Here is a 20,859-nt window from a genome sequence, read left to right as displayed (position 1 = left end):
CAGAGTGTCCTGATCGAGGAGCAGTACGGTGAACGGCACGGAACGGGTTCAACCTCGGGCGCGTCCCAGCAGAAGCCCACGAACACCACGAACGAGGTACGGAGTGACGACCCCCGACCGTCTCGGCCAGCCCTCCCCCGAAACCCCCGGCTCCCCCGGCCTCTTCGCCAAGCTGCCGCCGCCCGAGCCCGAGCGCCCGGTGCCGGCCGGTCCCGCGTGGCTGGTCGTCCCGGCGCGGGTGATCGCGCTGATCGTCGTGGTGCCGTTCCGGCTCCTGTACGACCTGCTCAGAGTGATCGGGCGGGGCATCGCGGCCTGCTGGCGCGTCCTCGTCCGGATCCCGGTGGCGGTGGCCGTCGCGCTGTACCGGTGGCTGCTGCGGCCGCTCGGCCTCGTCCTGTGGTGGCCGCTGCGGATGCTCGGCCTCGGGATCGCGATCGCCGCCCGGTGGCTCTACCGGTACGTGCTGACACCGATCGGGCGGTTCCTCGGGTTCGTCCTGCTCCGGCCGCTGTGGGCTCTCGCACGGGGTCTCGCCTGGCTGGGGATGTGGATCGGGCGCGGGTTCGCGTGGCTGTTCCGGGGCATCGGACGCGTTCTCGCCGTCATCTTCGTGCTGCCCCTCGTCCTGCTCTGGCGGTACGTCCTGCTGCCGCCGCTGCTCGGCCTCGCCTGGCTCGCCCGGGCGATCGGACGCTGCATCGCCGCGGCGTGGCGGGTGTTCGCGGCGGGCGTCGCGTGGTCGTGGCGGCAGACCGGGCGCTTCTTCGGCTGGCTGCTGCGCGTCTTCGTCGTCGTCCCGGCCCGCGCCCTGTGGCGGTACGTCCTGGCGCCGATCGGCGCGGCCATCGCCGGGACGTGGCGGCTCGCCGCCCGCATCCTGTCCTGGCTGTGGCGCACCCTGATCGTCGCGCCCGTCCGCGTGCTGGTCGTCATCCCGCTCCGCTGGTTCGGGACGAACGTCCTGGCCCCCATCTGGCGCGGCATCGGCGCGGCCTGGCGCGTCACCGTCCGCGACCCGCTGCGCGCCGTCCGCCGGACGATGCGCGAGACGAGCCGCGAGGTCCGCCGGACGCTCCGCCGCACCTTCCTCGGCCGCTGACCGCCGCGCCCGGCCGCCGCGCGGCGCGTACGGCCGGGCTGAGATACTAGCGGCGATGTACCGACTCCTGTTCTCACTGGTCATCTCCCGGATCTCCGCGGAGACCGCGCACCATCTGACGATGCGGGCGCTGCGCGCGATCCAGGCGGTGCCCGGCGCGGCGCCGCTGCTGCGGCGGCTCCTCGCGCCGCGCGACCCGGCGCTCGCCGTGCACGCGCTCGGCCTGGACTTCCCGAGCCCGCTCGGGCTCGCCGCCGGGTTCGACAAGGACGCCGTCGCCTACGCGGCGCTCGGCGCGTTCGGGTTCGGCCATGTCGAGATCGGTACCGTGACCGGACGGCCCCAGCCCGGCAACCCGCGGCCCCGGATGTTCCGGCTCCCCCGCGACCGGGCGGTCATCAACCGGATGGGGTTCAACAACGCCGGCTCGGAGGCCGCGGCGGCGCGGCTCCGGAACCGCCGTCCCGGCACGATCGTCGGGGTCAACATCGGCAAGACCAAGGTCGTCCCGGAGGCCGAGGCCGCCGCCGACTACGTCGCGAGCACCGAGCGGCTCGCCCCGTACGCCGACTACCTCGTGGTGAACGTCAGCTCACCGAACACGCCCGGCCTGCGGAACCTGCAGGCCGTGGAGCACCTGCGGCCGCTGCTCGCCGCCGTCCGGGAGGCCGCCGACCGGTCCGCGCCGCGCCGCGTCCCGCTGCTGGTCAAGATCGCGCCCGACCTCGCCGACGACGACGTCGACGCGGTCGCCGACCTCGCGCTCGACCTCGGCCTGGACGGCATCATCGCGACCAACACCACCATCGAGCGCTCCGGCCTGCGCGGCGACGCCGCGCCGGCCAAGGAGACCGGCGGGCTGTCCGGCGCGCCGCTGAAGGACCGGTCCCTCGACGTGCTGCGCCGACTGCGCGCCCGGGTCGGCGACCGACTCGTCCTGGTCTCCGTCGGCGGCGTCGAGAACGCCGACGACGTGTGGGAACGCGTCCGCGCGGGCGCCACCCTCGTCCAGGGCTACACCGGGATGATCTACGGCGGGCCGTTGTGGGCGCACCGCGTCCAGCGCGACCTGTCCCGCCGCCTGAAGGCCGGCACGTTCCCCGATATCGCCGCCGCCCGCCGCTGAACACGTCCACCCGCCGCAACTCAACGAAGATCGGTGCTTTGCCGCGGGGTGGGCATCGGCCGTAGGACGCCGGGCACGGTGCAGGTATGCCCGGCGACCTGGTGTCCCGCGAGACGCTGCTCGTCCGCGTCGGGGCCGCGCTGGTCATCGCGCTGCCGGCGGTGGTGACGCGGGCCGCCGGGCTGCACCCGCCCGCGGAGGCCGCCGCGGTGATCTACGGCGCCGGGGTGCTCGCGGCGGCCGTCCTGCTGATGTGGGCGGCCGAGACGGCGCGCGCCGACATGTCCGGGGCGCTCGCGCTGGCGCTGCTCGCCCTGATCGCGGTGCTGCCCGAGTACGCGGTGGACGTGTACTACGCGTACGCGGCGGGCTCGAAGCCGCACTACGCCGGCTACGCCGCGGCCAACATGACGGGCGCGAACCGGCTCCTGGTCGGGGTCGGCTGGGCGCTGGTCGTGCTGGCGTTCGCGGTCGGCGCCCGGCGGGCGACGCGGCGCGGCGGCCGGCACGGCAGGCGGCGGGCGCGGCCGGCCGGCGGGGAGCGGCGGGACGTCCGGCTGGCCCCGCACCACCGCACCGAACTGGGCTTCCTCGCGCTCGCGACCGTGCTCGGCTTCATCCCGGCGCTGACCGCCGAGATCGGGTGGTACATCGCGATCGTCCTGATCGCCGTGTACGCGATCTACCTCGCCCGGATCGCCCGGGGCGGCGGCGAGGACGTGGAGAACCTCGTGGGGGTGCCCGCCCGGCTCGTCACGCTGCCGCGCCGGCGGCGCCGGACCGCCAGTTGGGCCGGGTTCGCGATCGGCGCGGTCCTGGTGTTCATCTCCGCCGAACCGTTCGCGAACTCGCTGGTGGACGCCGGGTCCGCGCTCGGCATCGACGAGTTCCTGCTGGTGCAGTGGCTCGCGCCGCTCGCCTCCGAGGCGCCCGAGCTGATCGTCGCGGTGATGTTCGCCTGGCGGCTGCGGGACGCCGACGCGATCGGCGCGCTGCTGTCCAGCAAGGTCAACCAGTGGACGCTGCTGATCGCCAGCCTCCCGCTGGCCTACCGGGCGGGCGGCGGCGGCTGGTCGCTGCCGCTGGACTCGCGGCAGCTGGAGGAGGTGCTGCTGACCGCCGCGCAGACCGTCCTCGGCCTCGGCCTGCTCATCGACCTGATCTTGAAGCGCTGGGAGGCGGCGCTGCTGTTCGCGCTGTTCGCGGTCCAGTTCGCGCTGCCGGCCGAGCAGGCGCGGCTGGTGCTGTCGGGCATCTACCTGGCGATCGGCTTCACCGTCCTGATCAACCGGTACCGCGATCTCGGCCGCGCGATGGAGGCCGTCATCCGGCGCTAGGAATCCGCTAGGAGATCGCTAGGGCACCTCGAAGAAGCCGTCGGCGATCAACTCGGGCAGGACGGTGCCGGCGTGCGCCCGGACCTGGGCGGCGTCCCTGCCGGTGAGCTGGGCGATCGCGTCCAGGAGCCGGTCGAGCGGGAGGCTGCCGTCACAGACGCCCGCGAGGGCGGCCTCGACCGTCCCGACGCCGGCGGCGCGGCCCAGCTTTTCGGTCTGCCGCAGCACGATCCGCTCCGGGTCCTCGGCCCCCGGCGCGCCGACCTGTTCCTGGACGAGACCGGGCGCGGCCCGCAGCACCTGTCCACAGCCTGTGGAAAACTTTTCGGCGTTCCCGAACCCGTCCAGAACGCTTTCCACATAGGAGCCGACGGGCTGCTCCACGGGCTGCCGCAGCTCCTCGATCCGGACGGCAGGACGCTCACTGCGCCGCAACGTGATCCACCCGAACCCGACGCCGGTGACGCGCTGCCGCTCGAAGTGATCGAGCCACGCGTCGTAGCGCGCCCGGTATTCGGGCGTGCCCGCCTCGCAGGAATCGCGGAGCCACAACTCGGCGTACTCGGCGGGATCCTGGACGTCCCGCTGGACGATCCACGCGTCGCAGCCGTCCACCCACGCTCCGACGCGCTCCTCCCACGGGACGCCGTCGATGTGCAGCCAATTGGCCAGGAGCTGGCAGTATCCGCCGTCTTCGAGCATCTCCGGCGCCGCGCCGACCAGCCGCCGGCAGAAGTCGTCGCCCGGCATCCCGGACTCCCGGTAGGTGAACCGGCGGTCACCGGACGGCGCCACCACGAACGGCGGATTCGACACGATGAGGTCGAAGCGCCGCCCCCGCACCGGCTCCAGGAGCGAGCCCTCCAGCAGTTCGACGCCGTCCATTCCGGACAGCTCGAAACTCATCGCGGCCAGCTCCAGCGCGCGGCAGTTCACGTCCGTCGCCGTGATACGGCCGGGGCGCGACCGGTCGTGCAGATGCACAGCTTGAACCCCGCACCCCGTACCGAGATCGAGAACGTTATCCACAGGCTTGTGGACAACGAGCCGGGCGAGATTCCCCGACGCGCCGCCCGCACCCACCACGTGATCGTCCGCCGGCACCGTGCCGGAGCCGGGCCGCACCTTGAGATCCGACACCGCGTACCCGGCGTGCCCGTCGCCGCTCACCGACTCCAGCGGCTCGACGTGCAGCAGCGCCCGCACCTCCCCGCCGGACCGCTCGACGAGCCCCGCCGCGAGCAGGTCGCCCGCGTCGACGGCGGACGCGTCCACCGGCACCTGCAACCAGAACAGCCGGGTCAGGATCTCCAGCGGCGACCCGCCCCGGGTCGCGCGCACCGCCGGGACGATCTCGTCCCGCGCCAGCGCGCCCCCGGCGACCGGCCCGAGCAGCCCCCGCACCCCGCCGACGGTGTAGCCCTCCTCCTCGAACAGGGCACGGACGCGGCGGAGTGCCTCCCGAAGATCACGCATCCGCCCATCCTGCCCGCTGGGCCCGCCCGCCGCGTCCCACTCGCGGCGGCGAGTCCCGCCGGATCAGGCCGGACGCTCGTCCCAGTCCGCGACGAGGTCGAGAAGGCCGGGGAACCGGGCGTTGAGGTCGTCGACGCGCACCTCGCTGCGGCGCTCCAGGCCGTACTGGCGCTGCCGCAGCACGCCGGCCTCGCGCAGCGCCTTGAAGTGGTGGGTGAGCGACGACTTCGGCCGGTCGAAGCCGAACCAGCCGCAGGGGTGGTCGAACTCCTCGCGCTCCAGCAGCAGCCTGCGGACGATGCTCAGCCGCAGCGGCCCGCTCAGCGCGCCCAGCACCGTCTCCAGCCGGAGGTCCTCGACGGCCGGCTCCGGCAGCGGCGCGGGCAGGCCGGGTGGCTCCGGCAGCACCCGGATCGCCGGCCGCGTGGTCGATGACATGGTCACGTCCCCTCTCCCGCTTGTACGAGTTTCATCGTACTGCATGCTAAGTTCGAAAAAAGTCGTACTGCTCCGGCGAAGGGACCCCCATGCCGCACGCCCGAACCATCCGCACCCGGCACGGCCGCCGCGCCCCACGCGACTCCTCACACGCGGAAGCCAGAGCCCCACAGGCCGAGACCGGTGCCCGCTGGGTCTGGCTCGCGGCCTGGCCCGTCACCGCCGTCTTCGTGCTGTCGAACGCGGCCACGCCGCTCTACGTGCTCTGGCAGCGCGACATCTGCTTCTCCAAGGGCACGCTCACGGTGGTCTTCGCGTTCTACATCGTCGGGCTGCTCGGCTCGCTGCTGGTGTCCGGTGTGCTGTCCGACCGGCTGGGCCGCCGCCCCGTGCTGCTGCCCGCGCTGGCCCTCGCCCTCGTCGCCTGCGGCGTCTTCGCGACCGCCGACACGGTGGCCGCGCTCATCGTCGCGCGGCTGCTGACCGGCATCGCGGTCGGCGCCGTCGTGTCCGCGGGCATGGCCGCCGTCACCGACGTCGCCGGCCCGCAACGCCGCCGCCTGGCGGCCCTGCTCGCCTCGTCCGCGATGGTCTTCGGCGCCGGGCTCGGCCCGTTCCTCGCGGGCCTGCTGTCCGAGACGCTGCCCGCGCCGACCGTCACCGTGTTCGCCGTCGAGGCCGTCCTGCTGGTCACGGCCGCCCTGGTCGTGCTGCGGATGCCGGTGCCGCGCCCGTCCGGGCCCGCGTCGCGGACCTGGATCCGGGTGCCGGGCGTGCCGCGCGAGAGCGCGATGCGGCTCGTGCTGGGGATCGCGGTGTTCGCGCCCGGCATCACCGCGACGTCGTTCGTGCTGTCGCTCGGCCCGTCGCTGCTGGCGGGGCTGCTGGGCACCGGCAACCGGATCGTCGCCGGAGGCATGGCGTTCCTCATGTTCGTCGCCGCCACCGGCGTGCAGTTCGCCGTCCAAGGGCTGCGGCGGCGCGTGATCCTGGTGGCCGGCGCGGTGAGCACGACCGCAGCGATGGCCGCGCTGGTCGTCGCCGTCCACGGCGCGTCCGTCTCGGCGCTCGCCGCGGCCGCCGTCCTCGCCGGGGCCGGCCAGGGGATGGGGCAGCTCGGCGGCCTGTCGCTGCTGAACGCGGCCGTCCCGCCGCGCCGCCTCGCCGAGGCCAACGCCGCCTTCAACATCGGCGGCTACGTCCCCGCCGGCCTCCTGCCGGTCACCGCCGGCTACCTCAGCGACGCCGTCGGCCTGACCACCGGCGCCACCCTCTTCGCCGCGGCCCTCGCCGCCCTCGCCGTGACCGGCGGCCTCGTCGTCGTCACCGCCCGCCGCCACCTCGACCCGTGACAGCGCGGCCGGGGCACCGCCGTCACTTCAGGTAGTTCTCGAAGCCCTTCGCCAAGGAGTCGGCCATGCGCTGGCGGAAGGAGGCGCTGGACATCTTGGCGGCGTCGCCCTTGTTCCGCATGTTGCCGCACTCGATGAAGACCTTCGGGACGGTCGACATGTTCAGCCCGCCGAGGTCGCTGCGCTTGTCGATGGCCTTCGTGCCCAGGTACGTGGAGTACGAGATGCCGGTGCCCGAATGGTAGGCGTCGCGCAGCGCCGTGCCGAGCTTGGCGGACGGCGCGACGATCTTGGCGTTCTTGCCGACCGCCAGCGGCTCGATGATGTGGAACCCGTGCCCGGACGCGGACGCGCCGTCGCCGTGGATGGAGATCGCGGCGTCGGCGTGCGCGTCGTTGCCGGCCGCCGCCCGCTGGGTCACGCACGGGCCGACGCCCGTGTCGTTCTTGCGGGTCAGCGTCACCTTCGCGCCCTCGGACCGCAGCACCTTCGCCAGCCGGTTCGACACGTCCCAGGTGAAGGCATGCTCGGAGTAGCCGGCGACGGTGTCGGTGCCGGTGGTGTCGCACTCCTTGGTCCCGTTGCCGACGTAGACCTGCTTGGCGATCTCGCGCGGGTGGGACGCGTTGCCGCCGTTGTGGCCCGGGTCGATCACGATGACCTTGCCGGCCAGCGGACGCCCGCCGGACGTCTTGGGCGAGGCGGGACCGCCCGCCGAGGTGCCCGTCGTCGCGCCCGCGGTCGGCGGCGCCGCGGTGTCACCGGCCGGCGACGCCTTGCCCCCGGACGACCCGCCGCACGCGACCAGGGCGCCGAAGCACAGCGCGAGACCGGCGACCGCGGGGCCGCCTCGTTGGATGCGCACAGGCGTCCTCCGTGATGACTTCGTTACCGACCCTGACAGTCTGCACACCGAGGGGAGTTCGTCAAACGAAGTCGGCGAAACGGGTGCGGCGAGTTCCGGCCGTACCCGGGCAACGAGGACGACCGTACCGGGCCGCTCCGGAAGGGCCGGCGGAGACCACCGCGGCGCCGGTCGGGCGCGGGTCAGAGGAGCGGGTCCTCCTTGCCCAGCAGCGCCGCGAGGGCGCGCGCCTCGTCGGCGTCCAGGCCGAGGACCACGCGGGGGCGCCCCCAGGGATGGTCGATCGAATGGGCGACGTAACTGGCGACCGACTCCGAGACCTGCTCGGCCAGGCCGCGCGCGTGCCGCCACTGCGACCACGCCTGCTCCAGTTCGCTCGCCGCGCGCTGCGCGCACGACACCAGTTCCGGATCACGCACGAGCTGAACCCCCTTGGGTGGACACGACCCTTACCCCCTGTCCGCCCGGCGGGGACGGGCGGCGGGACGGGCGGCCCCATACCGGAGCCGCCCGCCCGCCACGCCGGGCGTGAGTCCATTAACGCGCCGGGAGGGGAGCGCGGGCCCGCGAATGCGGCAGGCTTGGCCGGCCCCTTACCCGCGCAACACCACTTCTAGGAACGCGCGGCCCTCAGGAGGCCCGGGCGCGCGTGGGAGCCGAAGCGGCGCGAGGGGCCGCGCTAGACGGCGGGAGCGGGGCCGGTCGTCGAACGGATCACCAGATGCGGGACGACGAGGTTCTGCTTGGCGGCGCGGGACGGGTCGCCGATCCGCGCGGTCAGCAGTTCCGCGGCCACCCTCCCCATGTCCCGGCGCGGCTGGTCGACGCTGGTCAGCGAGATGTGCCGGATCGCGGCGAGATGCGTGTTGTCGTAGCCGACGATCGACAGCTGCCCGGGCACCGACATGTCCAGCTCGTCGGCCGCCGACAGGGCGCCGGTCGCGACCAGGTCGTTCGGCGCGAAGATCGCGGTGGGCCGGTGCCCGCGGCGCAGCAGCTCGCGGGCCGCGCGGTAGCCGCCGTCCTCGGTGAAGTCGCCGGGCTCGACCACGATCTCCTCGCTCAGCCCGTGCCGGTGCATCGCCTTCTCGTAGCCGGCCCGCCGGTACCGCGCGGTCGTCGAGCGCGCCCCCTCGATGTGCGCGATCCGCCGGTGCCCCAGGCCGACCAGGTGGTCGACGGCGAGGCTCGCGCCCAGCTCGTCGTCGTCCACCACGATGTCGACCCCGACGACGTCGCGCTCGCCGACGACCACCACCGGGACGCTCGCCGCGGCCTCCTTCAGCGACTCCGGGACGACGCTGAGCAGCACCAGCCCGTCCACCCGCATCTCCAGGAACGCCTCGACGGCCTCCGCCTCGAACAGCGGGTCCCAGCGGCCGCTGCCGACCAGCATCCGCAGCCCGGCGCCGTGCAGGCTCTCCTGCAGGCCGTCCAGGAACTCGGCGAAGAACGGGTTGTGCAGGTCGGCGACGATCGCGCCGATCAGCCGGGTGCGGCCCTCGACCAGACTGCGGGCCACCGCGTTCGGCCGGTAGCCGAGTTCCCGGGCCGCCTGCAGCACCGCCTGCCGGCGCCGTTCGCTCACGTGCGGTGACCCCCGCATCACCAGCGAGACGAGCGACTTGGAGACGCCGGCGCGCTCGGCGACGTTGCGGATGGTCGGTTTCGGCGCGGGCACCGGCCTCCCCTCGTCGCTGCGCGCCGCGGGAGCGGGGGCGCGCGGCGGGGGCACCGCGTCCTCTCCCGCCACCGGCGTCTCGTGCGGGGGGCTTGCTTCACCAGCTGACATGGCACTCCGTCCAGGGGGGCCTAGGCATGCCTCAAAGGGTCTTCGCGGGACCTGCCGCGGCGGCGCGCCGCGGGGGGCCGGCGCGCCTCCTGCGCCGCGGAGGAGATGCCATGATGCCCCTCCTTCGCCCCGAATCGTCGCAACAGTGAGTAACGGGCATACGACAATGCCAGTTGCGGCCTGTGGTGTTCCGGATCACAGCGGTGTCGGCGGGCGATCACGACCCGGTGAAAAGGCCGTCCGGGCGCGTGCGGCGGCGGTTCGCCCCCGCCGCGCTCGGATACGCTGCCCAGGTGGCAGAACGTGCGGTGGCCGGCGGTAAGGCGCGGAGCCGGCAGGGCGGCGGGCAAGGCCGCCGCAGGCTCAGCGTGGACGAACGGCGAGAGGAACTGATCCAGGCGGCGCTGCAGCTGTTCAGCACCCGCTCGCCCGAGGACATCTCGATCGACGACGTCGCGGCCGCCGCGGGCGCCTCGCGCGCGCTGGTCTACCACTACTTCGGCGGCAAGTACGAGCTGTACCTCGCGGCGCTCGGCAGCGCCGCCAAGCAGCTGTCGGTGCTGCTGGAGCCGCCTACCGAGGGCAAGCCGCTGGAGCGGCTGCGGCTGTCGCTGGAACGCTACTTCGACTTCGTGGAGAGCCACGCGGCCGGCTACACGGCGCTGCTGCGCGGCGGGCCGGCGGACCGGTCGGGGGAGGTCGGGGAGATCGTCGACGGCATCCGGCAGCTGCTGCTGGACCGGATCCTGCACTCGCTGGAGATGGAGACGCCGCCGCCGATCCTGCGCATCACGCTGCGCTCATGGATGGCGGCCGTCGAGACCGCGGGCCTGGACTGGCTGGACAACCGCGACGTGTCCCGCCCCGAGCTGGAACGGCTCGTGGTCGACCAGCTCGTGGTGATGCTGAACGTGGCGGGCCGGCACGACCCGTCGACGGGTGCGCTGTTCGACCGCCTCGCCCAGGAAGAGATGAGCGCCTGACCGCAGGCCTGTTCTTCCGTGCCGGGAAGAACCGGTGGCCTCATCCGGTCACATGAGTCACGGCATCATCTCGGGCCACCTGAGCATCTCGGGCCGCCTGAGCCACGGGACACCCTGTAACAGAAGGATGTCCCGCCCGCGTGCGCGAGCGGGACATCCGGACCGGACGGTGATCGGCCCGGGACCGCGATTCTCGGATGACCGTGGTCCCGGCCCGTTCGTCCAGGAGGCCGCCGCACCGTCCCCGCGCGAAAATCCCACGCGCGAGGTCGTCCAGAGGCCTCCTGACCGCCCCCCCAGTTGTTCGGCCGGGTGCTTGCGGCAGGGCTCGGCTCGAGCCCGGCCGGCCGGAGCGGCTACTCCGACCGCTGCTGCGGGATGCCCGCCAGCAGCGCGCGCACCTCCGCCTCGCGGTAGCGCCGGTGCCCGCCGAGCGTGCGGATGGACGTGAGCTTTCCCGCCTTCGCCCACCGCGTGACGGTCTTCGGGTCGACGCGGAACATCGTCGCCACCTCCGCCGGCGTCAGCAGGGGCTCGGCCTCTGGCGTACGTGCTGACATGTTTGCGGCCTCTCCTCCGTGGACCGATGACAGCGATCCTGCGATTGATCCTCGCGCGGTCACTGATGTCCCCTATGGCCCGAAAGAGCCACTATGACATCACAACGTGTAACCTTGCCACCACTCAGCGCAACAAGCAAGTTCCTGGCGGTAGTTGCGTGCAAACATCCCCGCCGGGGCTGGGAGCTGCGCGTGTCCGGTGATGCCTGGGTCACGCTGCGTGATTCTAGCGACACGTATAGTCGTATCGCGCGCGGATTCGGGAAATTTGTTTTAGTTCGCCGATTCGAGGGCCCGCACGGGCCTCCAGCGCGCCAGGAGACGCTTGTACATCGCGACGGTCAGCTCCACCTCACCGCGCTCCATCCCGGTGAGGGCGACCGCCATCTCCGCCACCGACTCGTCCGCCTGCAGCGTCCGGTCGTCCAGCAGGTGGACGAGGCCGCCGTAGTCGAGCTCCACCAGCGCCCGGGGATGGAACTCCCCGAGCCACCGGGCGAGCGTCTCCAGCCGGCCCGCCGACAGCAGGTACACCTCGCCCGACCCGTCGCCGAGGTTCTCGCGCACCACCGGTGACGCGGCGGCGACCCGGCGGAGCGCCTCCCCCATCGAGGTGACGTAGATGAGGGTACGCGCAGGAGCCGCCGTAGCCGGGCCATGACCTGCATGTTCCTGCGACGCGTCCCGGGACGGGTCCCGCGACGGATCCTCCGGCGCGCCGTATCCGGTGCCCGGCGCGCCCAGCATCAGGCACCGCTCCCCGCGCGCGAACGGCACGAACCAGTCCAGCGGGACGTGCCACGTACTGGTCAGGATGTGCGGCCGCAGCGCGCGCCCGGCCCGCTTCCACTGCTCGAACTCGCGGACGACGCGCTCGGCCAGCGGCGGCGGGACGAACGCGGCCGCGATCCCCGCCGCGTACTCGCCGCGGAACCGCTCGAACGCCAGCCAGGACCGCAGCCGCGTCTCCCACGGGCAGACGTAGATCGTGTCGTCGACGCGCCGGACATAGGCGTCCCGGCTCTCCCGGTCCGGCGCGAGCTCCGGCGGCGCGCCGACGAGGCGGCGTGCCGCGTCGCGGTGCTCGGCGCCGAGCGCGTGGATCCGCCGGGGCCGCCGCCTGGAGTCGGCGTAGGCCGTCCACAGGGTCCGCGCGGGCTCCGGGAAGGCGGTCACCGGTTCATATACCCGTAGGTACGCCGCGTACGGAAACACCACCGCATCGTGACACGAGACCGGACGGAAAGATGCCGCGAACACGCCATACCGGCGACCCTTAGTCTGATCTGCAGACAGAGAGGAGGGCACTACCGTGCCTAATGTCTTCGGGTCGCCCCACAAGGGCACAGAGCCCCGACACGAGCAGGTCGTCTTCTGCCAGGACGAGGCGAGCGGCCTGCGCGCGATCATCGCGATCTACTCCACCGCGCTCGGCCCCTCGCTGGGCGGCACCCGCTTCTACCCCTACGGGTCGGAGGAGGAGGCGCTCACCGACGTGCTGAACCTGTCCCGGGGCATGGCGTACAAGAACGCCATGGCGGGGCTGGACCTCGGCGGCGGCAAGGCCGTCATCATCGGCGACCCCGCCCGGGACAAGTCCGAGGCGCTCCTGCGCGCGTACGGACGGTTCGTCCAGTCGCTGAACGGCCGGTACTACACGGCGTGCGACGTCGGTACGTACAGCGAGGACATGGACGTGGTGGCACGGGAGTGCCGGTTCGTCACCGGACGGACGGTCGCGCACGGCGGCGCGGGCGACTCGTCCATCCTCACCGCGTTCGGTGTGTTCCAGGGCATGCGCGCCGCTGCCGAGACCTTGTGGGGCACGCCTTCGCTGCGCGGCAAGAGGGTGGGTGTGGAGGGCGTCGGGAAGGTGGGCCACAGGCTGGTGGAGCACCTGCGCGAGGACGGCGCGGACGTGGTCATCTGCGACGTCAGCGAGGCGGCCGTCGAACGCGTCCAGGCACTGCACCCGGAGGTCGACGTCGTCTCGGACAAGGACGAGATGGTCCGCACCGAGCTGGACGTGTACGCGCCGTGTGCGCTCGGCGGCTCCCTCAACGACGACACGGTGCCGGTGCTGACGGCGAAGGTCGTCTGCGGCGCGGCCAACAACCAGCTCGCCCACTCCGGCATAGAGAAGCGCCTCGCCGACCGCGACGTGCTGTACGCGCCGGACTACGTGGTCAACTCCGGCGGCGTGATCCAGGTCGCGGACGAGATCGAGGGCTTCAACTTCGACCGCGCCAAGGCGCGCGCCACGGGGATCTACGAGACGACCCGGAAGATCTTCGCGCTCGCCGCCGACGAGGGCGTCCCGCCGGCGGTGGCGGCCGACCGGCTCGCCGAGCGGCGGATGTCGGAGATCGGCCGGCTGCGCGGCATCCTCCTCTGAGCGAACGCTCACCCCGGCCGCCGCGGGCCGGCACGACCGGCCCGCGGCGGCTCCCGCGTGTTCGCATCGTCGCGCTGCGTCGCCGAAACGCGCGGGACGGCCTCCCGGTGCGACCCTGCGACGCACTCCTGACCACCCGATACACTGTGGTTCTCCGAACAGGAGCGCCGCCACGTACCGTCGATGTACCGAGCCGGGCGCAAAACGGGTACGGTTGTATCCGTGACTGACGCATGGCTCATCAGGCACCGGTTCGTGTGGTACACGCGCGCGTTGATGGGCCCACGAAAGCCCTGACCATCGAGGGGGTCGAGCCAATGGGTCGCGGCCGAGCCAAGGCCAAGCAGGTGAAGGTTGCCCGCCAGCTCAAGTACAACAGCGGCGGTACAGACCTCGACCGCCTGAAGCACGAACTCGGGGTCAACGACTCCGGTGACGACTCCTACGATGAGCTCGCCGAGAAGTACGCCGACTTCGCCGACGAGTACGGGACCGAGGAGCGCAAGGACGGCACCTCCGGTTGACCGGCTGACGAGACGCCACTGCCCGCTCGCGCGGGCGGTGGCGTTCGTTCGGTAGGCACCCGTCCACCGCCGGATTCCCGCTTCCCGGCGCCCCTCAGGGCGCCCTGAGGCCTCGTCCGGCATCCCGGCCGCATCAGTGGACCCACCGGTCCCCTGAACGTGCCGGCGCCGCGCTCAGCGCTTCCCGCCGCGCGCCGGCCGGCCGGCTCCAGGGACGTCCGGCCGGCGCGCGGCGATCAAGCGGTCAGGGCAACATCAGGTCGTGCTCGCCTGATCAGGCGAGCATCAGATCAGGCGAGTACGGCCCGGCCGGTGCCTTCGGTGATCTCGCCGAGGTTCCAGGCGGGCACGCCGCGCGACGCCAGCAGCCGCAGCGCCTCGTCGGCGGCCTCCGGGGCGACGATGGCGGCCATGCCCACGCCCAGGTTGAACGTCTTGTCCATCTCCGCCTGCGGCACGTCCCCATGGCCCTGCAGGACCCGGAACACCGCCGGGACCTCCCACGACGAGCGGCGCAGCACGGCGTCCACGGTCGGCGGCAGGGACCGCGCCAGGTTCGCCGCGAGCCCTCCGCCGGTGATGTGGGCGAACGCACGGACGTCCCCGGTCCGCGTCAGGGCCAGGCAGTCCTGCGCGTAGATGCGGGTCGGTGTGAGGAGTTCCTCACCGAGCGGACGGCCCAGCTCCGCCGGCTGCGACTCCAGCGTGAGATCGCTCGTGGCCAGGATGTGGCGGACGAGCGAGTACCCGTTGGAGTGGATGCCGGACGACGCCATGGCGATGACGGCGTCCCCGGGCCGGACGCGCTCGGGCCCCAGCAGCTCGCCGGCCTCCACCACGCCCGTCCCGGCGCCGGCGATGTCGAACTCGTCGGCCTCCAGCAGTCCCGGGTGCTCGGCGGTCTCGCCGCCCACCAGGGCGCAGCCGGCCAGCGCGCAGCCGTCCGCGATGCCGCCGACGATGTCGGCGATGCGCTCCGGCACGACCTTGCCGCAGGCGATGTAGTCCGTCATGAACAGCGGTTCGGCGCCGCATACGGCGAGGTCGTCGATGACCATGCCGACGAGGTCGTGCCCCACCGTGTCGTAGACGCCGAGGCGCCGCGCCAGGTCGACCTTGGTGCCGACACCGTCCGTGGACGTCGCCAGCAGGGGCCGCTTGTAGCGCAGCAGGGCGGACGCGTCGAAAAGGCCCGCGAAGCCGCTGGCGTCGTCCACGACCTCGGGACGCCGTGCGCGCGCCACACGTGACTTCATCAGCTCCACGGCACGCTCGCCCGCCGCGATGTCCACACCGGCGGCCTCATAGGAGGTCATCGGATGACCTCCAGGAGGTGCTTGCCGCGGGCGGCGTCCTCCACCGGGATGGGGTAGACGCCGTCGAAGCACGCCCGGCACAGGTTGTCCTTGGGGACCCGCGACGCGGAGATGAGCTCGTCCAGCGAGATGTAGCCGAGGGAGTCGGCCCCGATGGAGTCGCGGATCTCCTCCACCGAGAGGTTCCCGGCGATCAGCTCGGCCCGGGTGGCGAAGTCGATGCCGTAGAAGCACGGCCACGACACGGGCGGGCTGGAGATGCGCACGTGGATCTCCTTGGCGCCCGCGTCCCGCAGCATCGCCACGATCGCCCGCTGCGTGTTGCCGCGCACGATCGAGTCGTCCACCACCACCAGCCGCTTGCCCTCGATCGCCTCGCGAAGGGGGTTCAGCTTCAGCCGGATGCCGAGCTGGCGGATGGTCTGCGACGGCTGGATGAACGTCCGGCCGACGTAGGAGTTCTTCACCAGGCCCTGGCCGTAGGGGATGCCGGACGCCTCGGCGTAGCCGATCGCGGCCGGGGTGCCCGACTCCGGCGTCGGGATGACCATGTCGGCCTCGACGGGGTGCTCGCGGGCCAGCCGGCGGCCGACCTCCACCCGGGTCGCCTGGACGCTGCGCCCGGCGATCGCGGTGTCGGGCCTGGCCAGGTACACGTACTCGAACAGGCAGCCCTTCGGCCGGCTCTCGGCGAACCGCTCGGAGCGGACGCCGTCGCCGTCGATCGCGACCAGCTCGCCGGGCTCGATCTCCCGGACGAACCGGGCGCCGACGATGTCGAGACCGGCGCTCTCGGACGCGACCACCCAGCCGCCGTCCTCCAGCGAGCCGAGCACCAGCGGGTGGATGCCCTCGGGGTCGCGGGCCGCGTACAGGACCCCCTCGTCCATGAAGACGAGGCAGTACGCGCCGCGCGTCACCGGGAGGACCTCCCGCGCCGCCGCGAGCGGGCCGCCCTCGCGGGTGGCCAGCAGCGCGGTCAGGACCTCGGTGTCGGTCGTGGCGGTCAGCACGCCCGGTTCCAGCCGGGCGGCCAGGTCCGGGGTGTTGATCAGGTTGCCGTTGTGCACCAGGGCCAGCCCGCCGTGGTCGGTCGAGCGGAACGTGGGCTGCGCGTTCTCCCACGTCGGCGAGCCGGTCGTGGAGTAGCGGCAGTGGCCCACGGCGATGTGGCCCCGCAGGGTGTTCAGCACCGACTCGTCGAAGACCTGGGCGACCAGCCCCATGTCCTTGTAGACGACGATCCGGGAGCCGTCGCTTACGGCGATGCCCGCCGACTCCTGCCCGCGGTGCTGGAGCGCGTACAGGCCGTAGTAGGTGAGCTTGCTCACTTCCGCCTTCGGCGCCTGGTCCGCGGGGACCCAGACGCCGAACACACCGCAGGCGTCCTGCGGGGGGCGGTCGGAGGGATCGATTTCGTGGCTCAGACGTCCATCACGGAGAGGCACACCCGTCAGTCTAGATGCCCCCTTCACCTGCTCGGATCGGTGGATCTCCTTAACCGACCTTTACTCCCCGCGAGCACGGGCTTCAGGGTCCGCACGCAAATCTGGTGACCGACACCTGGAGGAACGTATGACGCTGCCTGGGTACCAGACCTATTCGCCTCCGGCTCCGCCCCGGCGGAGCGGGCTGGCACGGGCCTCCCTGGTGCTCGGCATCGTCGGGCTACCGGGGCTGGCGCTGTGCCTTCTCGGGCTCATACCGGCGCTCGTAGGGCTCGTCCTGGGGACGGTCGCGCTCGTCCGGGGCCACTCCGAGCGCCGGCCCGCTGTGGTGGGAATCATCTGCTGCAGCGTCGCCGTCGTGCTGGGCTCCCTGGCCCTGTTCTGGCTGCTGAGCAAAGCGGCCACGTGCGGGGACACCTCCCGCTACCCGAACGACGAGGCGCGCCAAGGGTGCGTGGAGCACGAGTTCCCGTTCGTCCGTGAGACCTCGGGCGCCTCAACGGGCTTCTAACCCGGCTCCTCTTGGCTAACCCGGCTCCTCTTGGCCGGCCAGTTCGACCACGGCCTCGGCGTTGAGCGCGGACGCGTAGACGCGGAAATCGTCCATCAGGCCGCCGAAGCCGGGCTTGGTGGGTTCGCTGCCCAGGAAGATCGGGCCGGCGGGCGTCACGACGGCGTGCTCCAGTGACATGCCGACGTCGAGACGGCCGTTGATGTAGAGGAACATCCCCTCGGGGTCCACGACGAAGGCGACGTGGGTCCACTCCCCAAGGGCCAGTCTGGCGTGACTGTCCACGTACTCCGGGCCCTTGACGGTGAACAGCTGCACGCGCATGCGCATCGCGTCCGGATAGAGCCACATGCCGAGCGCGCGCGCGTCGTGCTCGGCGACCGGCTTGTAGAGCAGGCTGCGCCACTCCCCCGTCGGCCCCTCCACCACCTGGACGAAGAACGCCACGCTGAACCCGAACACCTGGCTCAGGACGAGCTGGGGCATCGCGGGGATCAGCGCCCGGCCGCGCCCGTCCAGGCTCAGCGCCTCCCCGTCCCGTCCCGGGACGATCTGGGCGGTCTCGTTGAGTTCGGCGACCGGCCCGCCTCCGGCGGCGTCCGCCACCCGGCGGCCGTCCACGGTCTCGACGTCGAACGTCCAATGCGCAACGAGCACGGGTCCACCCTCCTGCACGGCGTCACGCCCATGCGGTGCCCCGATGGCCGGCCTCCACGCTCGCAGCGCCCGGCGTCCCAGGCAAGTCCCCGGCCGGCACGGATCGGCCTCGAATTGGACTCTGCGCCCAATACCGCAGGTCAGCGCCCGGAAACCGGATCAATCAAGCGGGATCGGGAGATGACCGGAAATATCCGCACGGGAGCCGCTGGCCCGGACCCGCCCGCCGGCCAGGGCGTCCGTCCAGCTCAGCCGTCCGGTCGCCAGCTCGATCCAGGCCTCGGCGTCCATCTCCACCACATTCGGCGGTGTTCCCCGGGTATGGTGCGGGCCGTCGATGCACTGCACGGCGGCGTGCGGAGGGACGCGCACCTCCACCGACCGGCCGGGCGCCAGTTCCGCGAGCCGGTCCAGCAGGAACCGGACGGCGCCCCGGACGACCGGCCGGGCCACACCGCCGGCCCCGTCCGCGGCCCGGCCCGCGTCCAGGGCCGCCAGCACGGTCTGCAGGGCGGCCCGGCGCAGCGCGGCGGGCTCGTCCGGGCCGGTGTAGGGCGGCAGGCCCACGGCGGCGCGCTGCTCGTCCAGCACGGCGGTGGAAAGCGGTGTTCGCGGCATCGTCCCAGACGCTACCGGGTGGCCGCCGGTGGGAGCGCGGGCCTCGGTCGGGCCCCGTTCGGGCGGGGGCGCTCGGCCGCCGATGACGCCCGAACGCCGCACAGGCGGTAAAAATGGACCCCGGTGCAGGCATGGGGGAGTGAAGGGAACGGGGAGGCCGGGGACGCGGTCCCCGGAGGACACGGAGGTTCGTCAGATGCCCGAGGCGCTGCCCCTGCAGCCCGGTGACCCGCGACGGCTCGGCTCGTACGAGGTCACGGGCCGGCTGGGCGTCGGCGAGCAGGGCGCCGTCTTCCTCGGCAGGGACCCGGCCGGCGGCCTCGTCGCGGTGAAGCTGCTGCACGTCCGGCTGAGCGGCGAGCCCGTGGCCCGTTCCCGGTTCGCCAACGCCTTCGCGTCCGCGCAGAAGGTGTCCGGCTTCTGCACGGCCGGGATCGTGAGCGCCGACGTCGAGGGCGACCGCCCGTACGTGGTGAGCGAATGGGTGGACGGCCCGTCCCTGCAGCAGCTCGTGGACGAGGAGGGGAAGCGCGGCGGCGCCGTAGTGGAGCGTCTGGCCGTCGGTACGGCCGTCGCGCTCGCCGCCGTGCACCGGGCGGGCGCCGTCCACCATGGCCTGAAGCCCGGGAACGTCCTGCTGGGCAGGGACGGGCCCCGGATGGCGGACTTCGGCATAGCGCGCGCTCTCGAAGCCGTTAACGCCGCACCCACCGGACGTATCACCGAAGACCCCGCCTACAAGGCGCCGGAACAGCTCGGCGGCAGCGGCATCGGGCCTGCCGCAGACGTGTTCGCCTGGGCCGCCACCATGATGTTCGCGGCAACGGGCAAAGCACCCTTCGGCGACGGCTCTCCCTCCGAGGTGATGCAGCGCATCATCTACGAGGACCCGGACCTGTCTGAAATGCCCGCAGCCCTGCACGAGGTGATGCGGGACGCGTTCGCCAAGGACCCCGCCGCACGGCCCACCGCCAAGCAGGTGCTCGCACGGCTCCTGGACGAGGGCAACCCGCTCGCGAGCCGCATGCCCGCGTCCATGGTGGTCGAAGGCCGTGCACTGGCCACCAGTGCCACGCCCGCCGCGCCGCCTCGGCCCGCTTCCCCGCCGACCGGCCCGCCCATGGGTCAGCCTGCGCCGCCTCCGGCGCAAGGGCCGCCTCCCGGCGCCCCGCCCGGACCGCCACCGTCGGCGCCTCCTCTTATGGGGCCGCCTATGGGTCCGCCCATGGGAGGGCCTACGGGAGGGCCTCCGCACGTACCGCAGCAGCAGCCGCCGTTCGTGCCGCCGCCTCCCGGCAACATGCCGCCTTCCCCCTCGCCGGCGCGGCACGCGTTCACTCCGCCGCCGTCGCGTCCCTTCCGGAAGCTCTCGCGGTTCCTGCCCTCCTCTCCCCTGGGAAAGGAGAAGCCGAGCCCGGAGCCGAGCGCTCCGGCACCGTCCGCGCCGGAGCTCGACCCGTCCGCCTTCGAGGCGACCACCACTTTCAACGTGGTCGCGCCGTCGGCGGACGCGACCGCCACCCTGAGCGCCGTCCCCGAGCAGGCCGACCACCCCGACCCCACGCCGACCGCCGCGTTCGACGCCCTCGACATGCCGCAGCGGCCGGACGAGACCACGGCGTCGAACTTCATCCCCGGGCTCCGGGCGGACCAGGGCGGCGGCGCGCGGAAGGGGCCGTCGCTCCAGGCCTTCGGCAGGATGCGCCGTCCCAGCAACCACGTGCTGGGCGTCGCGCTGTCCCTGGTCATCGGCGTCGGCGTCGGCATCGCCATCATCGTGCTGGTGCTGTGGCCGCAGTTGAAGGACGACGACGGCGGCCCGCCCGCGACCCAGAACAACACGGCCGCCGACCAGCCGGTGAGCACGGTCCCGGGGCCGTTCGCGGGCACGTGGAAGGGCACGGCGGTGAATTCCGCGCAGCACGCGTCCTTCCCCGTCGAGGTCACGTTCCAGACCGGCGCCACCACCGCCCGCGCGGTGTACCCGCGGGAGAAGTGCACCGGAACGCTGACGCTCAGGAAGGGCTCGCAGAGCACGCAGAGCACCCTGACCATGGACCTGGCCATCCCGGCGCCCTGCACGTCGGGGACGGTCAAGATCGAGCGGCAGTCGGACGGGACGCTCAAGTACTCCTGGAGTAAGCCGGGCACCGCCCTCGCCTACTCGGGGAAGCTGTCGCGCGGCTGAGCCGGGCCCGCGACGGTATCGGAACCGTCTCCTGACGGCTGCTTCCGGTTGACGGCCGACTCCGGCCGTTTATCGGCGCGACCGACACGTCCGCTTTGACGGCAAATATCGGCATAGTTCCGCTATGGTTTCCCCTCGATCGAATTCCTCGATCTTCTGACGGGCCGCCCT

The 20,859-nt window shown here is 72.7% G+C and carries 20 protein-coding genes; 9 read left to right on the top strand and 11 right to left on the bottom strand.

Annotated elements, in window-relative coordinates:
- The first annotated feature begins 103 nt into the window (after positions 1-103).
- The 3 genes from ABD296_RS27970 (at position 104) to ABD296_RS27960 (ending at position 3,565) form a co-directional block, all read left to right on the top strand.
- Positions 104-1,102 (top strand): hypothetical protein, encoded by a 999-nt coding sequence (locus ABD296_RS27970; protein ID WP_344273386.1) that lies wholly within the window; start codon positions 104-106, stop codon positions 1,100-1,102.
- 55 nt (positions 1,103-1,157) lie between these two features.
- Positions 1,158-2,228 (top strand): quinone-dependent dihydroorotate dehydrogenase, encoded by a 1,071-nt coding sequence (locus tag ABD296_RS27965; RefSeq protein WP_344273383.1) that lies wholly within the window; start codon positions 1,158-1,160, stop codon positions 2,226-2,228.
- 86 nt (positions 2,229-2,314) lie between these two features.
- Positions 2,315-3,565 carry a sodium:proton exchanger gene (locus tag ABD296_RS27960; protein WP_344273380.1) on the top strand — a complete coding sequence of 417 codons (1,251 nt, stop codon included), beginning with the start codon at positions 2,315-2,317 and terminating at the stop codon, positions 3,563-3,565.
- 18 nt (positions 3,566-3,583) lie between these two features.
- On the opposite strand, the gene ABD296_RS27955 is transcribed toward ABD296_RS27960, so the two are convergent.
- Positions 3,584-5,041, bottom strand: a complete 1,458-nt coding sequence (locus ABD296_RS27955) for a class I SAM-dependent methyltransferase (protein ID WP_344273377.1) — start codon at positions 5,039-5,041, stop codon at positions 3,584-3,586.
- A 63-nt stretch (positions 5,042-5,104) separates the two neighbouring features.
- Positions 5,105-5,479, bottom strand: a complete 375-nt coding sequence (locus ABD296_RS27950; protein ID WP_344273375.1) for an ArsR/SmtB family transcription factor — start codon at positions 5,477-5,479, stop codon at positions 5,105-5,107.
- 89 nt (positions 5,480-5,568) lie between these two features.
- On the opposite strand from ABD296_RS27950, the gene ABD296_RS27945 reads away from it, so the two are divergent.
- Positions 5,569-6,831, top strand: a complete 1,263-nt coding sequence (locus tag ABD296_RS27945; protein WP_344273372.1) for an MFS transporter — start codon at positions 5,569-5,571, stop codon at positions 6,829-6,831.
- 22 nt (positions 6,832-6,853) lie between these two features.
- Here the strand turns inward: ABD296_RS27945 and ABD296_RS27940 are convergent, their stop codons facing one another.
- From ABD296_RS27940 to ABD296_RS27930, 3 genes are all read right to left on the bottom strand, one after another.
- A complete protein-coding gene (locus ABD296_RS27940) occupies positions 6,854-7,696 on the bottom strand; it encodes an N-acetylmuramoyl-L-alanine amidase (RefSeq protein ID WP_344273369.1) in 843 nt (280 codons plus the stop codon).
- Between the two features lie 182 nt (positions 7,697-7,878).
- Positions 7,879-8,115 (bottom strand): hypothetical protein, encoded by a 237-nt coding sequence (locus tag ABD296_RS27935; protein ID WP_151542608.1) that lies wholly within the window; start codon positions 8,113-8,115, stop codon positions 7,879-7,881.
- A 260-nt stretch (positions 8,116-8,375) separates the two neighbouring features.
- Positions 8,376-9,488, bottom strand: a complete 1,113-nt coding sequence (locus tag ABD296_RS27930; protein WP_344273364.1) for a LacI family DNA-binding transcriptional regulator — start codon at positions 9,486-9,488, stop codon at positions 8,376-8,378.
- A 293-nt stretch (positions 9,489-9,781) separates the two neighbouring features.
- Between ABD296_RS27930 and ABD296_RS27925 the strand changes: the two genes are divergently transcribed.
- Positions 9,782-10,471 carry a TetR/AcrR family transcriptional regulator gene (locus tag ABD296_RS27925; RefSeq protein ID WP_344273361.1) on the top strand — a complete coding sequence of 230 codons (690 nt, stop codon included), beginning with the start codon at positions 9,782-9,784 and terminating at the stop codon, positions 10,469-10,471.
- Between the two features lie 356 nt (positions 10,472-10,827).
- Here ABD296_RS27925 and bldC read toward each other — a convergent pair whose 3' ends face one another.
- Both bldC and ABD296_RS27915 read right to left on the bottom strand, forming a co-directional pair.
- On the bottom strand, positions 10,828-11,031 hold the full coding sequence (gene bldC / locus ABD296_RS27920; RefSeq protein WP_012850682.1) for a developmental transcriptional regulator BldC: 204 nt from the start codon (positions 11,029-11,031) through the stop codon (positions 10,828-10,830).
- A 273-nt stretch (positions 11,032-11,304) separates the two neighbouring features.
- Entirely contained in the window at positions 11,305-12,246 is a 942-nt protein-coding gene (locus ABD296_RS27915; RefSeq protein ID WP_344273357.1) for a hypothetical protein, read from the bottom strand.
- A gap of 97 nt (positions 12,247-12,343) precedes the next feature.
- Between ABD296_RS27915 and ABD296_RS27910 the strand changes: the two genes are divergently transcribed.
- Entirely contained in the window at positions 12,344-13,426 is a 1,083-nt protein-coding gene (locus ABD296_RS27910; protein WP_344273354.1) for a Leu/Phe/Val dehydrogenase, read from the top strand.
- A 317-nt stretch (positions 13,427-13,743) separates the two neighbouring features.
- Complete coding sequence (locus tag ABD296_RS27905; RefSeq protein ID WP_344273351.1) at positions 13,744-13,950, top strand: DUF3073 domain-containing protein; 207 nt, start codon at positions 13,744-13,746, stop codon at positions 13,948-13,950.
- Between the two features lie 290 nt (positions 13,951-14,240).
- On the opposite strand, the gene purM is transcribed toward ABD296_RS27905, so the two are convergent.
- Both purM and purF read right to left on the bottom strand, forming a co-directional pair.
- Positions 14,241-15,266: a phosphoribosylformylglycinamidine cyclo-ligase gene (gene purM, locus ABD296_RS27900; RefSeq protein ID WP_344273348.1), complete on the bottom strand. Its 1,026-nt coding sequence runs from the start codon at positions 15,264-15,266 to the stop codon at positions 14,241-14,243.
- Positions 15,263-16,714, bottom strand: a complete 1,452-nt coding sequence (gene purF / locus ABD296_RS27895) for an amidophosphoribosyltransferase (protein WP_344273345.1) — start codon at positions 16,712-16,714, stop codon at positions 15,263-15,265. The genes purM and purF overlap by 4 nt, the downstream gene beginning before the upstream one ends.
- Positions 16,715-16,841: 127 nt before the next feature.
- On the opposite strand from purF, the gene ABD296_RS27890 reads away from it, so the two are divergent.
- The gene (locus tag ABD296_RS27890; RefSeq protein ID WP_344273342.1) at positions 16,842-17,225 is read left to right on the top strand and encodes a DUF4190 domain-containing protein; all 384 of its coding nucleotides are present in this window, start codon (positions 16,842-16,844) and stop codon (positions 17,223-17,225) included.
- A 15-nt stretch (positions 17,226-17,240) separates the two neighbouring features.
- Here ABD296_RS27890 and ABD296_RS27885 read toward each other — a convergent pair whose 3' ends face one another.
- Both ABD296_RS27885 and ABD296_RS27880 read right to left on the bottom strand, forming a co-directional pair.
- Positions 17,241-17,882, bottom strand: coding sequence for a LamG domain-containing protein (locus ABD296_RS27885; protein ID WP_344273339.1), 642 nt, complete (start codon positions 17,880-17,882; stop codon positions 17,241-17,243).
- Positions 17,883-18,041: 159 nt separating this feature from the next.
- Entirely contained in the window at positions 18,042-18,500 is a 459-nt protein-coding gene (locus ABD296_RS27880; RefSeq protein ID WP_344273337.1) for a sterol carrier family protein, read from the bottom strand.
- Between the two features lie 196 nt (positions 18,501-18,696).
- Between ABD296_RS27880 and ABD296_RS27875 the strand changes: the two genes are divergently transcribed.
- On the top strand, positions 18,697-20,688 hold the full coding sequence (locus tag ABD296_RS27875) for a serine/threonine protein kinase (RefSeq protein WP_344273334.1): 1,992 nt from the start codon (positions 18,697-18,699) through the stop codon (positions 20,686-20,688).
- Positions 20,689-20,859: the final 171 nt, after the last annotated feature.

The organism is Actinomadura napierensis (assembly GCF_039529375.1).
GTDB lineage: Bacteria > Actinomycetota > Actinomycetes > Streptosporangiales > Streptosporangiaceae > Spirillospora > Spirillospora napierensis.
Note: the sequence above shows the minus strand (reverse complement) of the source record. Positions and strands in the feature narration are given on the sequence as shown.

What these genes read in the sequence shown, in the direction of transcription:
- ABD296_RS27880 (WP_344273337.1), bottom strand. Translation starts at nt 18,500, where the DNA reads ATGCCGCGAACACCGCTTTCCACCGCCGTGCTGGACGAGCAGCGCGCC.
- ABD296_RS27965 (WP_344273383.1), top strand. Translation starts at nt 1,158, where the DNA reads ATGTACCGACTCCTGTTCTCACTGGTCATCTCCCGGATCTCCGCGGAG.
- purM (WP_344273348.1), bottom strand. Translation starts at nt 15,266, where the DNA reads ATGACCTCCTATGAGGCCGCCGGTGTGGACATCGCGGCGGGCGAGCGT.
- ABD296_RS27875 (WP_344273334.1), top strand. Translation starts at nt 18,697, where the DNA reads ATGCCCGAGGCGCTGCCCCTGCAGCCCGGTGACCCGCGACGGCTCGGC.
- ABD296_RS27945 (WP_344273372.1), top strand. Translation starts at nt 5,569, where the DNA reads ATGCCGCACGCCCGAACCATCCGCACCCGGCACGGCCGCCGCGCCCCA.
- ABD296_RS27905 (WP_344273351.1), top strand. Translation starts at nt 13,744, where the DNA reads ATGGGTCGCGGCCGAGCCAAGGCCAAGCAGGTGAAGGTTGCCCGCCAG.
- ABD296_RS27955 (WP_344273377.1), bottom strand. Translation starts at nt 5,041, where the DNA reads ATGCGTGATCTTCGGGAGGCACTCCGCCGCGTCCGTGCCCTGTTCGAG.
- ABD296_RS27960 (WP_344273380.1), top strand. Translation starts at nt 2,315, where the DNA reads ATGCCCGGCGACCTGGTGTCCCGCGAGACGCTGCTCGTCCGCGTCGGG.
- bldC (WP_012850682.1), bottom strand. Translation starts at nt 11,031, where the DNA reads ATGTCAGCACGTACGCCAGAGGCCGAGCCCCTGCTGACGCCGGCGGAG.
- ABD296_RS27930 (WP_344273364.1), bottom strand. Translation starts at nt 9,488, where the DNA reads ATGTCAGCTGGTGAAGCAAGCCCCCCGCACGAGACGCCGGTGGCGGGA.
- ABD296_RS27890 (WP_344273342.1), top strand. Translation starts at nt 16,842, where the DNA reads ATGACGCTGCCTGGGTACCAGACCTATTCGCCTCCGGCTCCGCCCCGG.
- ABD296_RS27950 (WP_344273375.1), bottom strand. Translation starts at nt 5,479, where the DNA reads ATGTCATCGACCACGCGGCCGGCGATCCGGGTGCTGCCGGAGCCACCC.